Here is a 13,674-nt window from a genome sequence, read left to right as displayed (position 1 = left end):
CAACTTGATCATGATGCAAACAGGTATATGCGTCCGCTGGACGCTTCGAACTGATCGGGGCACTTCGAAAATGAGACGAATACTTTGGAAAGCTCGGGTGGAAACTGGCAAATCGCCCGCCGGAGATCACATCGTGACAATCAGCTGCGATGTTACCGATCAGTCAGCTTCCAGCAAATATTCATCAAACAACCATTTGGGACTATTGTCCTGAATATCATGGCTAAAACGGCCCTATATAACAAACCGAAGCGCCGGTACCCGACGAACGGGCACCGACGCTCCGGTGAAATGTATTCAGTTGATCGTGCCGAGGTTGCTTGTCAGACCGTGAAGCCGAGTGCGCGAAGTTGCTCGCGTCCGTCTTCGGTGATCTTGTCCGGTCCCCACGGCGGCAACCACACCCAGTTGATCTTCATGTCGGTACACAGATCGCTACGCACAAGTGCGCCGCGTGCCTGGTCCTCGATCACGTCGGTCAACGGGCACGCCGCCGACGTCAAAGTCATGTCGATCGTGACGACACCGTCGTCTTCGAAGAGTCCGTAGACCAAGCCGAGATCGACGACGTTGATTCCCAGTTCGGGGTCGACGACGTCGCGCATCGCTTCTTCGAGTTCGTCGAGTCGCTCAGGCGACGGGACAGTGCCACTGCCCTGTGCGCCACCGAATTCCGCAGTGGAATCGGGATTCGGATTCACCGGAGCGCCGACCTCGGCGTCCTGCACTGGTTGTGTCTCGGTCATGATCCCTGTCCTTCAGTAGTGTCGACCAATTCACTGCTGCTGTCCGCCGTCGTCACAGCACTGCCGTCGACAATCTGGACTACAGCATCCTTGAATGCCATCCATCCGAGCAAGGCGCACTTCACGCGTGCCGGATACTTCGAGACACCGACGAACGCGATGCCGTCGCCGAGAACGTCCTCGTCCCCCTCGACGGTGCCCCGACTGCTCACCATCTCGTTGAACGCCGTCACCGTCTTCAGTGCGTCGGTGACCTGCATCCCGATGACGAGGTCGTTGAGCACCGACGTCGACGCCTGGCTGATCGAACAACCCTGACCGTCGTACGAGACGTCGGAGACCGTTCCGTCCTCGGAGATCTGGACGCGCAACGTCACCTCGTCGCCACACGTCGGGTTGACGTGGTGCACCTCGGCGCCGAACGGCTCACGGAGTCCGCGGCCGTGCGGATGTTTGTAGTGATCGAGGATCACTTCCTGATACATCTGCTCCATGCGCATGATTCAGTTCAACTCCCCTGCGACACCGAAAAATTCCTGCGCACGCTTGATCGCGGCAACGAGAACATCGATTTCCGCGGTGGTGTTGTAGAGCGCAAACGACGCACGGGCCGTCGCAGCGACACCGAACTTACGATGCAGCGGCCACGCACAATGGTGTCCGACGCGAATCGCGACGCCCTCGTCGTCGAGGATCTGTCCGAGGTCGTGGGCGTGAATACCGTCCACGACAAAGGAAATCGCTCCGCCGCGGTTCTCGGACGTCTGTGGTCCGATGATGCGCAGACCTTCGATCGCCGACAACTTTTCGAGAGCAGCCTCCACCAACACGTGCTCGTGCGCGGCGACGGCGTCCATCCCGAAGGTGTTCAGGTAATCCACGGCAGCGCCCAGTCCGACCACCTGTGAGGTCATCGGTACGCCGGCTTCGAAACGCTGAGGCGGCGGCGCGTAGGTGCTGACCTCCATGGTGACCGTCTCGATCATCGACCCGCCGGTGATGAACGGAGGCATCGCTGCCAGCAGTTCACGACGGCCGTAGAGAACTCCGACCCCCGAAGGGCCGAGCATCTTGTGGCCCGAGAACGCCGCGTAGTCCACTCCCAGTTCGTGGAAGTCGACGGCCATGTGAGGCACCGACTGGCACGCGTCGAGCACGACGAGTGCACCGACGGCGCGTGCTCGTCGCACCAATTCCTCGACGGGCGCGATCGCGCCGGTCACGTTGGACTGGTGGGTGAACGAAACGACCTTCACCGCGTCTGTCAGCTCCAGCGAATCGAGATCGATCCGGCCGTCGTCGGTGACTCCGTACCACTTGAGCGTCGCACCGGTTCGGCGCGCAAGTTCCTGCCAGGGAACGAGGTTGGCGTGGTGTTCGAGTTCGGTGATGACGATTTCGTCGCCAGGACCGACATGGCGGTCGAAGCGATCGTCACCGAGAACGTAGGTCACCAGATTGAGAGCCTCGGTGGCGTTCTTGGTGAACACCAACTCGTCCGAATCCGCGCCCACGAAAGAAGCGATGGTGGCGCGAGCATTCTCGTACGCGTCCGTCGCCTCTTCTGCGAGCTGATGAGCACCCCGGTGTACTGCCGCGTTACACGTGGTCAGGAAGTCCCGTTCGGCATCGAGAACCTGGACCGGACGCTGTGAGGTAGCGCCGGAATCCAAGTACACCAAAGGTTTTCCGTCGCGCACGGTTCGCGCCAGGATCGGGAAGTCGGCCCGAACCGCTGTGACGTCGAGCTCGCGCACCGAGGTGGTCATCGTGATTACGCTCCCTGGGTAGCTGCGGTGTCCGCGGTGAAACGAACGTAGCCGTTGGTCTCGAGCTCGTCGGCCAGCTCCGGTCCACCGGACTCGACGATGCGGCCACCGACGAACACGTGAACGAAGTCGGGGTTGATGTAGCGCAGAATGCGCGTGTAGTGCGTGATCAGCAGAACGCCGCCGTTCTCGCGCTCCTTGTAGCGGTTGACGCCTTCCGAGACGGTGCGCAGAGCGTCGACGTCGAGGCCGGAGTCGGTCTCGTCGAGGATCGCGATCTTCGGCTTGAGCATGCCCAACTGCAGGATCTCGTGGCGCTTCTTCTCGCCACCGGAGAAACCTTCGTTGACCGAGCGCTCGATGAACGAGGGATCGATCTCGAGCTCGCTGAGGGCTTCCTTGACTTCCTTGACCCAGTGGCGCAGCTTGGGAGCCTCGCCTCGCACGGCCGTAGCGGCGGTGCGCAGGAAGTTGGACATGGAAACGCCGGGAACCTCGACGGGGTACTGCATGGCCAGGAAGAGCCCGGCACGCGCACGCTCGTCGACGCTCATTGCGAGGACGTCTTCACCGTTGAGGGTGATGGAGCCGGACGTGACCTGGTACTTGGGGTGACCGGCGATGGCGTACGACAGAGTCGACTTGCCGGAGCCGTTGGGACCCATGATCGCGTGGGTCTCGCCGGAGCGGACCGTCAGGTCGACGCCCTTGAGGATCTGGATGGGCTCGGCGTTGGCATCGGAGTTGGCGACCTCGACGTGCAGGTCACGAACCTCGAGGACCGAGGTGGTGGTGTTGTCACTGGTAGACATGAAATTCCTTCAAGATGAGGCGGGCGAGCGTAGCGACGGGGTGGTGTCGCATGCGGGGCGGTCAGGAGCCGACGGCTGCGAGTTCGGCTTCGACTGCGGCTTCGAGGCGATCGCGCACCTCGGGAACAGCGATCTTGTTGATGATTTCGTGGAAGAACCCACGTACGACCAGACGACGAGCCTGATCCTCCGGGATACCACGAGCACGCAGGTAGAACAGCTGCTCGTCGTCGAAACGTCCCGTTGCACTTGCGTGGCCGGCCCCGACGATCTCACCGGTCTCGATTTCGAGGTTCGGAACCGAGTCGGCGCGGGCGCCGTCGGTCAGCACCAGGTTGCGGTTGAGCTCGAACGTGTCGGTGCCCTCCGCTGCGGCGCGGATGAGAACGTCGCCGATCCACACGGTGTGCGCGTCGGGCTTGCCGGATCCGGGATCTCCCTGAAGCGCACCCTTGTAGACCACGTTGGACTTGCAGTTGGGCTGCGAATGATCCACCAGCAGACGCTGTTCCAGATGCTGGCCGGCGTCGGCGAAGTACAGGCCGAGCAGTTCGGCGTCGCCGCCCGGTCCGTCGTACTTGACGGTGGCGGACAGGCGAACCAGATCGCCGCCCAGGCTGATCGAGGTGTATCGAAGCACTGCGTCGCGGTTCAGGCGAGCGTGGTGTGACGTCACGTGAACCGCGTCGTCCGCCCAGTCCTGGATGGCCACCACGGTCAGCTGCGAACTGTCACCGAGAACGAATTCGATGTTCTCCGCGAAGGTTCCGCTGCCGCGCTGGTCGATCACGAACGTCGCCTTGGCGAACTGCGCCAGCCGAATCTGGGTGTGTCCGTAGGCGACGTTGTCGACTCCGGGGCCGGTCATGGTGACCACAACGGGCTTCTCGACCTCGACCTCGGCACCAACCGAGATGACCGTTGCCGTCTCGAAGCTCGAATACGCCTGCGCTGCAATGCGATCAGCGGGAACGCCGGCTTTGCCCAGACGTGCGTCGTCACGGCCGACGGTCTCGACGGTGATGTCGCTTCCGCCGTCGACCTCGACGGTGACCTGTCCGTTGGCGACGGCGCTGCCGTCGTGCAATCCCCGGAGGCGACGCAGCGGGGTGAACCGCCAGATCTCGTCACGTCCGCCGGGAACCTCGAAAGCATTGACGTCGAACGAGGAGAACTGCTCACCCTTGTTCGTGATGGGTGAGCCTGTGGCTGCACCCTTTACAGGAGCGGTCGGGTTCTCCCCGGCAACAGCTCCGATGACTCCGGTCTCTGGCGTGGTCACTAACCCACAGCCCCTTCCATCTGAAGTTCGATAAGGCGGTTGAGCTCGAGCGCGTACTCCATCGGGAGTTCCTTCGCGATGGGCTCGACGAATCCACGCACGATGGTGGCCATCGCCTCGTCCTCGGTCAGTCCGCGGCTCATCAGGTAGAAGAGCTGATCGTCACTGACCTTCGAAACGGTGGCCTCGTGACCCATGGTGACGTCGTCCTCGCGGATGTCGACGTACGGGTAGGTGTCGCTTCGGCTGATCTGGTCGACCAGCAGAGCGTCACACTTGACGGTCGACTTGGAGCCGTGGGCACCCTTGTTGACCTGCACCAGACCGCGGTACGACGCACGTCCACCACCACGGGCGACAGACTTGCTGATGATGGTCGAGGACGTGTGCGGCGCGAGGTGGAGCATCTTGGCGCCGGTGTCCTGGTGCTGGCCCTCGCCGGAGAACGCAACGGAGAGAACCTCACCGCGGGCGTACTCGCCCATCAGCCACACGGCCGGGTACTTCATGGTGACCTTGGAGCCGATGTTGCCGTCGACCCACTCCATGGATCCGCCGGCCTCGACCTTGGTGCGCTTGGTCACCAGGTTGTAGACGTTGTTGGACCAGTTCTGGATGGTCGTGTAGCGGCAGTGGCCGCCCTTCTTCACGATGATCTCGACGACGGCCGAGTGCAGTGAATCGGACTTGTAGATCGGCGCGGTGCAACCCTCGACATAGTGCACGGAGGCATCTTCGTCGACGATGATCAGGGTGCGCTCGAACTGACCCATGTTCTCGGTGTTGATGCGGAAGTACGCCTGCAGCGGGATGTCCACGTGGACTCCCGGTGGAACGTAGATGAACGAGCCGCCCGACCACACGGCGGTGTTCAGCGCGGAGAACTTGTTGTCGCCGGCCGGGATGACCGATCCGAAGTACTCCTTGAACAGCTCCGGGTGCTGCTTGAGACCGGTGTCCGTGTCGAGGAAGATGACACCCTGCTCCTCGAGATCCTCACGGATCGAGTGGTAGACGACCTCGGACTCGTACTGAGCTGCGACGCCGGCAACGAGGCGCTGCTTCTCCGCCTCGGGGATGCCGAGCTTGTCGTACGTGTTCTTGATGTCCTCGGGCAGGTCTTCCCACGACTCGGCCTGCTTCTCGCTGGACCGGACGAAGTACTTGATGTTGTCGAAGTGAATACCTTCGAGGTCGCTGCCCCAGTTCGGCATCGGCTTCTTGTCGAAGGTGCGCAGCGCCTTGAGGCGGATGTCGAGCATCCACTCGGGCTCGCTCTTCTTGGCGGAGATGTCCCGCACGACAGCCTCGGACAACCCGCGCTGCGCGCTGGCTCCGGCTTCGTCGGAATCGGACCAGCCGTAGCCGTAATGACCGAGGGACGCGATGGTCTCTTCCTGCGTGAGCGGCTCGGTGCCTGCTGCCGCAGTGGTAGTCGCCTGGTCTGATGTGACGGTCATGCGAGCTCCTTCCGGAGTCTTGTTTCTTGACGGCTGCTCGGGCTCAGCGAGGGCTGGTCGCTGTGGTCGAGCAGTTCTGACTTTGAAGAACTAGCTGAAAAATCTCTATTCGAACGCTGCACGGTGGCAACGCTCTGTAGAACACTCTGGTCCGGTCATCTACTCCCGGTGGACACGAGGGGCACGTGCGTCGTGCAGGCGCAGTCACCGTTGGCGATGGTCGCCAGACGCTGAACATGAGTCCCGAGCAATTGCCGGAATGCTTGCTGCTCTGCCTCGCACAGTTCCGGAAACTCTTCTGCCACATGGGAAACCGGGCAATGGTGTTGGCAGATCTGCACGCCGTTGCCGACCGGCCGGGTCGACGCCGCGAACCCCACCGCGTTGAAGGCTTCGGCGATTGCGTCCGCTGTCGCCTCGACGTTGTCGACATCTGTCGGATCAGCCGGTTCGACGTCTCCGACGATCGCCTGAACCCGACGCTTGGCGAACTCCTCGATTGCCGCGTCTCCGCCGATTTCACGGAGTTGCCGCATCGCGGCTCCCGCCAGATCGTCGTAGGTGTGGCCGAGGCGGCCGCGACCGGTCGCGGTGATCTGGAACTGCTTGGCGGGACGACCTCGTCCACGCTGACGCAGCGACGACGCCGAAGCAGTTCGGGCTTCGCCGGACTCGATCAACGCATCCAAGTGACGTCGGACACCTGCGGCACTCAAACCGAGGCGCGTGCCGATTTCGGAGGCAGTAATGGGGCCTTCTTCGAGTAGCAGCTTGACCACTGCCGCCCGCGTCTGACCTTCGACGCTCACTGTCACCGGATTTGCGGCAGCACTCGGCGAGGCCGCTACAGTGGGCTGACCTGCAACTTCCTTGCTTCGTGGGTCTGACGCATTTCTTTTCACAACACAAGTGTGACGGAATTCTTTTCGCAGGTCTACTAAGGGCAACCTGCATTACATTCGGGAATATCCGGACAACGTACGTTGTTTGTGCTTGTCTGTCCGGCTGGATGGAGCCGCTACGCTGCCTGGTGTGCCGCAGACCCCCGAGAAGACGACGACCGCCCGATCGGCGCGCGCGATCCTGCTGGAAAAACCCAAGGCACTCGCGCTTTCCACAATCGGCGTTCGACCTTTCGGATCCGCTCCCCGGCAGAGTATGGCCGCGGTGCTGCACGGCGACGAGGACGAGCGCCCTGGCCTGAACGCGAAGGAAACCGCACAACTGCGAGGGATTCGCCGATTCGGCGCAACCGGCGCGGTCTTGATGGCAGTCGGAGCGCTCGGCGCCGGCGCACAACCCGTCCTGCAGAATCCGACCGCAGGACTTCGAGTCCTCAGCCTTCCCGGACGTATGCCGACGGTCTCACTCACCATGACGATGACCGGAACCGTGCTCGTCGTTCTGGCCTGGCTGATGATGGGCCGATTTGCAGTCGGGGACATACGCAGCCGTTCCGGCGCACCGCGGCGCATGACCCGTTCCCAGTTGGACCGCACACTCCTGCTGTGGATCCTGCCGCTCTCGGTCGCACCGCCGATGTTCAGCCGCGACGTCTACTCGTATCTGGCTCAAAGCGAAATCGCGGCCCGTGGACTCGATCCGTACGCCATCGGCCCCAAGGCGGCACTGGGCGTCGACCACGTTCTCACCCGCACGGTTCCGACGATCTGGCGCGACACCCCGGCTCCGTACGGACCGTTCTTCCTGTGGCTGGGACGCGGGATCAGCTCACTGACCGGCGACAACATCGTGGCCGGAATCTTCTTGCACCGCTTGCTCGCATTGGCCGGCGTCGCGCTCATCGTGTGGGCGATACCGCGACTGGCCAAGCGATGCGGTGTCTCTGCCGTCAGTTCGCTCTGGCTCGGTGCCGCGAACCCGCTGTTGCTCTTCCACTTGGTGGCCGGCATCCACAACGAAGCACTCATGCTCGGGTTGATGCTCGCCGGAATCGAGATCGCTCTTCGCGCAGTCGAAGGGTCCGGGCCCATCCGTGGGCGAGCGCTGTTCTATCTCGTTGCGGGATCAGGTTTGATCGCCTTGTCGTCGACCGTCAAAATTCCGTCCTTGCTTGCACTGGGATTTGTCGGCATGGCTTTGGCCCGGCGTTGGGGTGGAACCTGGAAAGCCCTGGCGGGAGCCGCGATTCTCCTGGGCATCGTTGCCGCTGTCGTCACGTTTGTCATCAGCGTGGCCAGTGGGCTCGGTATGGGTTGGATCAACACCCTCGACACCGCCACGGCAGTCCGGAGTTGGATGTCCATCCCGACGCTCCTGGGCGTCGGCACGGGATTGGCAGGCGTACTGCTCGGACTCGGCGATCACACGACGGCGATCCTCACGATCACGCGGCCCATCGCAACTCTCGTCGCCATGCTCGTCACCGCACGGATGATGATCTCGGTCTACATGGGCCGCATCCATCCGGTCGGCGGACTCGGCATCGCGCTCGGCGCGATCGTTCTCCTGTTCCCCGTCGTTCAGCCGTGGTACCTGCTGTGGGCGATCCTTCCGTTGGCGGCGTGGGCCACCGCGCCGATTTTCCGCATCCCTGCCGTCGTCTTCACCTCGATCGTCAGCGTCATGTTGATGTCCAACGGCGCCGAATACCTTCCGTTCATGATCGTGCAGGCCGTCATCGCGACCATCCTCACCGCCGGAACGCTCATTGTCTTCACCCGCAATTCACTCCCCTGGCGTAGCGACAAGCCAGTAGCGGAGATCACGAAAGGCGGACCGGTAGACGAAGACAACTCGGCGGGGGCTTACGCTGATTCCCCGTGACCTCGAGAGCCTCCAGATCGTCGACGCCGGCGGTACAGATCCAGGGTGTCGTCAAGTCCTTCGACGGTGTTCGAGCCGTCGACGGTATCGATCTCACTGTCGAGACGGCCCAGGTCGTTGCCCTGCTCGGCCCCAACGGAGCCGGCAAGACAACCACCGTCGAGATGTGCGAAGGGTTTGTCACCCCCGATGCCGGCACGGTTCGAGTGCTCGGTCTCGACCCCATCGCCGACTCCGGTGAAGTCCGCTCGCGAATCGGCGTCATGCTGCAGGGCGGCGGCGCGTACCCCGGGTCCAAGGCCGGGGAAATGCTCGACCTCGTGGCCGCATACTCGGCCGACCCGCTCGATCCCGCCTGGCTCCTTTCCAAACTCGGCCTCACCGATGCGCGCAAGACCCCGTACCGCCGCCTCTCCGGAGGCCAGCAGCAACGACTGTCCCTGGCGTGCGCGCTGGTCGGGCGTCCCGAGTTGGTATTTCTGGACGAACCCACCGCCGGCCTCGACGCTCAGGCGCGCCTGCTCGTGTGGGAACTCATCGACGCTCTGCGACGCGACGGCGTGAGCGTCCTGCTCACCACACACCTCATGGACGAGGCCGAAGCGCTCGCCGACGAACTGGTCATCATCGACCACGGCAAGATCGTCGCGTCGGGAACGCCGGCGGAGGTCACCAGCAAGGGCGCCGAAGGACAACTCCGTCTGACGACGGTTCCCGGTTTGAGCCTCGATTCGCTGGCCGGTTCACTCGCCGGGTTCCGCATCGAGGAATCCAACCCCGGCACCTATGTCGTCGAAGGTGCAATCGATCCGGCAACCGTGGCGACTGTCGCAACGTGGTGTGCCGATCAGGACGTGCTGATCAACGACATTCGCGTCGATCAACGGAGTCTGGAAGACGTCTTCCTCGAATTGACGGGCCGGGAACTGAGGGGATGACGGAGATCAAGGTCATGAACGAAACAGCGTCGAACGGCCAGAGCAGTCCCATCAGCGTTGCCAGAGACCGACGGCTCGCCGAGAACCGCTTCGAGCCACGCACCTTCTCGCCGGATCCCCGCCCCAATTCGGCGGCCAAGATGCTGGCGGCGCAGACCAAACTGGAGCTGACTCTTCTGCTCCGCAACGGTGAGCAATTGCTGCTCACCATGTTCATCCCGATCACCCTGCTCATCGGACTGTGTCTACTCCCGATCGGCGATTTGGGCGATTCTCGGGTCGATACCGTGCTCCCTGGTGTCATGATGGTTGCCGTGATGTCGACGGCGTTCACCGGACAGGCCATCGCCGTCGGATTCGACCGCCGATACGGCGCGCTCAAGCGACTCGGTGCAACGCCGCTACCGCGGTGGGGAATCATCGCAGGCAAGAGCGCTGCCGTCATCATCGTCGTGGCTCTGCAGTCACTCTTGCTCGGCGCTATCGGTTTGGCGTTGGGATGGCGTCCGTCGTTCGTCGAACTTGTACTCGGTGCAGTGGTCATTGCCATCGGTACTGTCACATTTGCAGCGCTTGGCCTACTGCTCGGCGGTACTTTGCGAGCAGAGATCGTTCTCGCGCTCGCCAACATCCTGTGGTTCATCATGGTGGGCATCGGCAGTGTGGTCTTCGCCAGCGGCGAACTTCCGACCGCCGTCCACACGCTGGTCCGCATTGTTCCGTCCGGCGCTCTCGCACACGCACTCGAAGCGGCCCTCGACACCTCGATGGACTGGTTTTCGATTCTCGTACTACTCATCTGGGCCGCAGTGGCCGGAGTCTGCGCAGCAAGGTGGTTCAAGTTCACGTGAGTACACGACGGACAGCTCAGATCGTCGGCTGTGTGGCCGCAACAGTCATGTTGTGTGCCGGACCCGCAACGGCGACCCCTTCGGTGTCCGGTCCACTCGCACCTGCAAATCCGTACCTCGGTCCCGTCGGTACTTCCACCATGCACGGTGACGCGGGCTCGTCCGACGTCACTCCGCTGCCCGGTCCAGGAACCGGCCCCCACGAGGTGACTGCTTTCCCGATGATGGCCGCCTGCCCGACGGTCCTCCAGGGTTCCGACGGCATGATCGTCTCGCTCTGCACGACGATGATCGGCCAGATCCCGACCATCCATTTGATCGATCCGAAGGCCGACGCCACGCCGTTGGGTAGATCCGTAGCACAACTGCCGCTCGCGAAGGGCAGTCTGCTCGGCGGCGTCTACGCCTACCTCGACAACGAGAACCGTCTCGTAGCCGTCGACGGAAACCGTCAACTGGTCCGCATTTCCCATGCGCAGAATCCGGACGGCAGTTGGCGGCTGGAACTCGCGGATGTAGTCGATCTCAGTGGTGCGGTTGCCGCCGACGACAACGTCACCGGCCTCGCTCCGGACTGGGAAGGCAATGTCTGGTTCGCCACCGGGCACGGCACCGTCGGGTATGTCGGCGCGGATCGAATCGCGCACAGCATTGCGCTCCCCGAAGGTGAACAGGTGCAGAACAGCATCTCCAGCTCCCCGACGGGCACTGCCGTCGCAACGACCCACGCGCTCTACCAACTGAAGCGAAATGGCGACGAGGTCGTCATCGACTGGCGTCAGCCGTACGACCGCGGGCCGGCCCGTAATCCGGGTCAGCTCAGCTGGGGAACCGGATCGACGCCGACATACTTCGGCCCGTCGACGGGCAGCGATTTCTTGACCATCGTCGACAACGCCCACCCGACAGTGAGCTTGCATGTCTATCGCGCTGACACGGGCGCCGAGGTGTGCACGCAGCCGGTGTTGTCCGCTGCCAGCCAGGACGGCTCACCGAGCGGCAGCGAGAACTCCCCCGTCGGCATCGGTCATTCCGTCTACGTCGCCGGCACTTACGGATACCCGTACCCCACGACTCCTGAAGGTGCCGGTCCAGCGGTCCCCGCCACGGCACCCTTCAACGGCGGAATGACCCGCGTCGACATCGATCCGGTCGGTTGCCATGTCGTGTGGGACAACACGATTCGCAGCTCCGCGGTACCCCACCTCTCGACGGCTGACGGCTCGATCTACACCGTGACACGAGACGGTGCTCCGAACACCTCTCCGCTGGACGGTTACTCCTTCGCGGTGATCGACTCGAAGGACGGGTCGCAGATCGGTTCGACTCCGCTGCCGTCGACGATCCTCAACGACACCCTTCAGATGTCTGCACTCATCACCGAGTCGGGCGAGTACTTCCAGGGAACGATCTCGGGAATCGTGCGAGTTCGCGCGAACTGACGCGAGCTGGCCCCACGGCTGCGCAGTTCTGGTCTCGTCGAGTCGGGGCAGGCGCGGAGCGAGCTGGCCCCAACGACGCGGGGCAGGCGCGGAGCGAGCTGGCCCCAACGACACTGTGTAGTTGATGGGGAACTACGATCGTTGGCGTGGTGAATCGTGTGTATGCCGGATTTTTACGCTTGGTGGATCGACTACCTCTCCCCTCGCTGAAAACGCAGAAAATCATCGCGTTCATCGTGATCCTGACGCAGGGCGGCATCGCTGTCACCGGCGCGGTGGTGCGCGTGACGGACTCGGGACTCGGTTGCCCGACGTGGCCGCAGTGCTTCCCCGGTAGCTTCGTCCCGGTCGGCCACGGACAGGTCGCGGTGATTCACCAAGCCGTCGAGTTCGGCAACCGCCTGCTGACCTTCCTGGTCGTCATCGTCGCCGCTGCGATCGTGCTTGCGGTGACTCGCGCTCGCCGACGCAAAGAGGTGCTTGTCTACGCCTGGATGATGCCGCTCGGCACTGTCGTTCAGGCAGTGATCGGCGGTATCACCGTCCTCACAGGCTTGCTGTGGTGGACGGTCGCCATTCACCTGGTTGCGTCGATGCTGATGGTCTGGGTTGCCACGGTGATGTACGCGAAGATCGCGGAACCCGACGAAGCAACAACTCTGGTCGTGATGCCGAAGCCGTTGCGCTGGCTTACCGCGCTGTCAGGTGTCGCGCTCGCCGGCGTTTTGGTCGCTGGAACTCTCGTAACGGGCGCAGGCCCGCACGCCGGCGACAAGGGACTGGACCGGACGGTGCCTCGCCTGGAGATCGAGATCGTGACGCTCGTCCATCTGCACTCACAGCTTCTGGTCGGATATCTCGCGCTGGTCGTGGGTCTGACCTTCGGCCTGTATGCGGTCGGGACATCCGCAGCCGTGAAGATCCGTCTGAAGGTCCTGCTGGGACTGATCCTCGCGCAGTCGCTCATCGGTGTCGTGCAGTACTTCACCGATGTGCCGGAAGTTCTGGTGATCATGCACGTCGCCGGTGCGGGACTGTGCACGGCTGCGACCGCAGCAGTTTGGGCTGCGGGTAAGACCCGCCAGTACACGCCGACCAATTCGCCGATACCAGCTGTCTGACGCTTCAAGACACGTGTGGGGCCGTAGGAACACCAAAAGGTGTTCCTACGCCCCACACGTCATTTCAGGATTCGTTGCGAGCTTTCGGGAACCGAGTCTGGTTGGCGACCCAACCGGCCATCTTCTTGAAATGGCCTTCCTGCGGGGTGACGATGCTCGTCAGTTCGCGCTCCCACTCGGCGACGGTGACGTTGTCGAAGGACGCGACGACCGCGTTTGCCGTGGCGAGGTCCTCGACGACCTGATCACCGAGGATGCCGTCGGCACCTACGAGGGTGATGCGAACGCCGGCCAGGCCGACCGGCTGGATGACGGCGCTGGCGGAGCCGCCGTGCTCGGCGACGAACTTGGTGATGGCGTTCACCGTGGACTTCGGCAGTTCCGGCGCGGACGGGGTGGCGTCCGACTTCTCGGTATCGGTGCTCATGACTCGACAATACTGGTCGGTAGCCCGGAAGCGACACCA

The 13,674-nt window shown here is 63.0% G+C and carries 13 protein-coding genes; 5 read left to right on the top strand and 8 right to left on the bottom strand.

Annotated elements, in window-relative coordinates:
• Window positions 1-323: 323 nt before the first annotated feature.
• The 7 genes from ACBG85_RS14355 to ACBG85_RS14325 form a co-directional block, all read right to left on the bottom strand.
• The gene (locus tag ACBG85_RS14355) at window positions 324-746 is read right to left on the bottom strand and encodes a metal-sulfur cluster assembly factor (RefSeq protein ID WP_003944963.1); all 423 of its coding nucleotides are present in this window, start codon (window positions 744-746) and stop codon (window positions 324-326) included.
• Entirely contained in the window at window positions 743-1,246 is a 504-nt protein-coding gene (sufU, locus tag ACBG85_RS14350) for a Fe-S cluster assembly sulfur transfer protein SufU (RefSeq protein ID WP_003944894.1), read from the bottom strand. The genes ACBG85_RS14355 and sufU overlap by 4 nt, the downstream gene beginning before the upstream one ends.
• A 3-nt stretch (window positions 1,247-1,249) precedes the next feature.
• The gene (locus tag ACBG85_RS14345) at window positions 1,250-2,515 is read right to left on the bottom strand and encodes a cysteine desulfurase (protein WP_003944865.1); all 1,266 of its coding nucleotides are present in this window, start codon (window positions 2,513-2,515) and stop codon (window positions 1,250-1,252) included.
• Window positions 2,516-2,520: 5 nt separating this feature from the next.
• Window positions 2,521-3,327 (bottom strand): Fe-S cluster assembly ATPase SufC, encoded by an 807-nt coding sequence (sufC, locus tag ACBG85_RS14340; RefSeq protein WP_003944795.1) that lies wholly within the window; start codon window positions 3,325-3,327, stop codon window positions 2,521-2,523.
• Window positions 3,328-3,388: 61 nt separating this feature from the next.
• Window positions 3,389-4,609, bottom strand: a complete 1,221-nt coding sequence (gene sufD, locus ACBG85_RS14335) for a Fe-S cluster assembly protein SufD (RefSeq protein ID WP_003945011.1) — start codon at window positions 4,607-4,609, stop codon at window positions 3,389-3,391.
• Window positions 4,609-6,069 carry a Fe-S cluster assembly protein SufB gene (sufB, locus tag ACBG85_RS14330; protein ID WP_003944799.1) on the bottom strand — a complete coding sequence of 487 codons (1,461 nt, stop codon included), beginning with the start codon at window positions 6,067-6,069 and terminating at the stop codon, window positions 4,609-4,611. The genes sufD and sufB overlap by 1 nt, the downstream gene beginning before the upstream one ends.
• A gap of 155 nt (window positions 6,070-6,224) precedes the next feature.
• On the bottom strand, window positions 6,225-6,971 hold the full coding sequence (locus ACBG85_RS14325) for a metalloregulator ArsR/SmtB family transcription factor (protein WP_269455348.1): 747 nt from the start codon (window positions 6,969-6,971) through the stop codon (window positions 6,225-6,227).
• Between the two features lie 130 nt (window positions 6,972-7,101).
• Here ACBG85_RS14325 and mptB point away from each other — a divergent pair, with 130 nt between their 5' ends.
• The 5 genes from mptB to ACBG85_RS14300 all read left to right on the top strand — a co-directional run bounded on the left by mptB (window position 7,102) and on the right by ACBG85_RS14300 (window position 13,208).
• On the top strand, window positions 7,102-8,856 hold the full coding sequence (mptB, locus tag ACBG85_RS14320; RefSeq protein WP_003944776.1) for a polyprenol phosphomannose-dependent alpha 1,6 mannosyltransferase MptB: 1,755 nt from the start codon (window positions 7,102-7,104) through the stop codon (window positions 8,854-8,856).
• Window positions 8,853-9,794 (top strand): ABC transporter ATP-binding protein, encoded by a 942-nt coding sequence (locus tag ACBG85_RS14315; protein WP_007727917.1) that lies wholly within the window; start codon window positions 8,853-8,855, stop codon window positions 9,792-9,794. Before mptB ends, ACBG85_RS14315 begins: the two co-directional genes overlap by 4 nt.
• A 14-nt stretch (window positions 9,795-9,808) precedes the next feature.
• Entirely contained in the window at window positions 9,809-10,645 is an 837-nt protein-coding gene (locus ACBG85_RS14310; protein WP_370852751.1) for an ABC transporter permease, read from the top strand.
• A gap of 47 nt (window positions 10,646-10,692) precedes the next feature.
• The gene (locus tag ACBG85_RS14305) at window positions 10,693-12,087 is read left to right on the top strand and encodes a hypothetical protein (protein ID WP_372027855.1); all 1,395 of its coding nucleotides are present in this window, start codon (window positions 10,693-10,695) and stop codon (window positions 12,085-12,087) included.
• 146 nt (window positions 12,088-12,233) lie between these two features.
• Window positions 12,234-13,208: a heme A synthase gene (locus ACBG85_RS14300; RefSeq protein WP_021332987.1), complete on the top strand. Its 975-nt coding sequence runs from the start codon at window positions 12,234-12,236 to the stop codon at window positions 13,206-13,208.
• A 64-nt stretch (window positions 13,209-13,272) separates the two neighbouring features.
• On the opposite strand, the gene ACBG85_RS14295 is transcribed toward ACBG85_RS14300, so the two are convergent.
• Window positions 13,273-13,635: a hypothetical protein gene (locus ACBG85_RS14295; RefSeq protein WP_003945032.1), complete on the bottom strand. Its 363-nt coding sequence runs from the start codon at window positions 13,633-13,635 to the stop codon at window positions 13,273-13,275.
• Between the last annotated feature and the right edge of the window lie 39 nt (window positions 13,636-13,674).

The organism is Rhodococcus sp. NyZ502 (genome assembly GCF_041464245.1).
GTDB lineage: Bacteria > Actinomycetota > Actinomycetes > Mycobacteriales > Mycobacteriaceae > Rhodococcus_F > Rhodococcus_F qingshengii.
Note: the sequence above shows the minus strand (reverse complement) of the source record. Positions and strands in the feature narration are given on the sequence as shown.

Coding starts and splice junctions, on each gene's coding strand:
- ACBG85_RS14355 (WP_003944963.1), bottom strand. CDS start 746: ATGACCGAGACACAACCAGTGCAGGACGCCGAGGTCGGCGCTCCGGTG.
- sufU (WP_003944894.1), bottom strand. CDS start 1,246: ATGCGCATGGAGCAGATGTATCAGGAAGTGATCCTCGATCACTACAAA.
- ACBG85_RS14345 (WP_003944865.1), bottom strand. CDS start 2,515: ATGACCACCTCGGTGCGCGAGCTCGACGTCACAGCGGTTCGGGCCGAC.
- sufC (WP_003944795.1), bottom strand. CDS start 3,327: ATGTCTACCAGTGACAACACCACCACCTCGGTCCTCGAGGTTCGTGAC.
- sufB (WP_003944799.1), bottom strand. CDS start 6,069: ATGACCGTCACATCAGACCAGGCGACTACCACTGCGGCAGCAGGCACC.
- ACBG85_RS14310 (WP_370852751.1), top strand. CDS start 9,809: ATGAACGAAACAGCGTCGAACGGCCAGAGCAGTCCCATCAGCGTTGCC.
- ACBG85_RS14305 (WP_372027855.1), top strand. CDS start 10,693: ATGTTGTGTGCCGGACCCGCAACGGCGACCCCTTCGGTGTCCGGTCCA.
- ACBG85_RS14295 (WP_003945032.1), bottom strand. CDS start 13,635: ATGAGCACCGATACCGAGAAGTCGGACGCCACCCCGTCCGCGCCGGAA.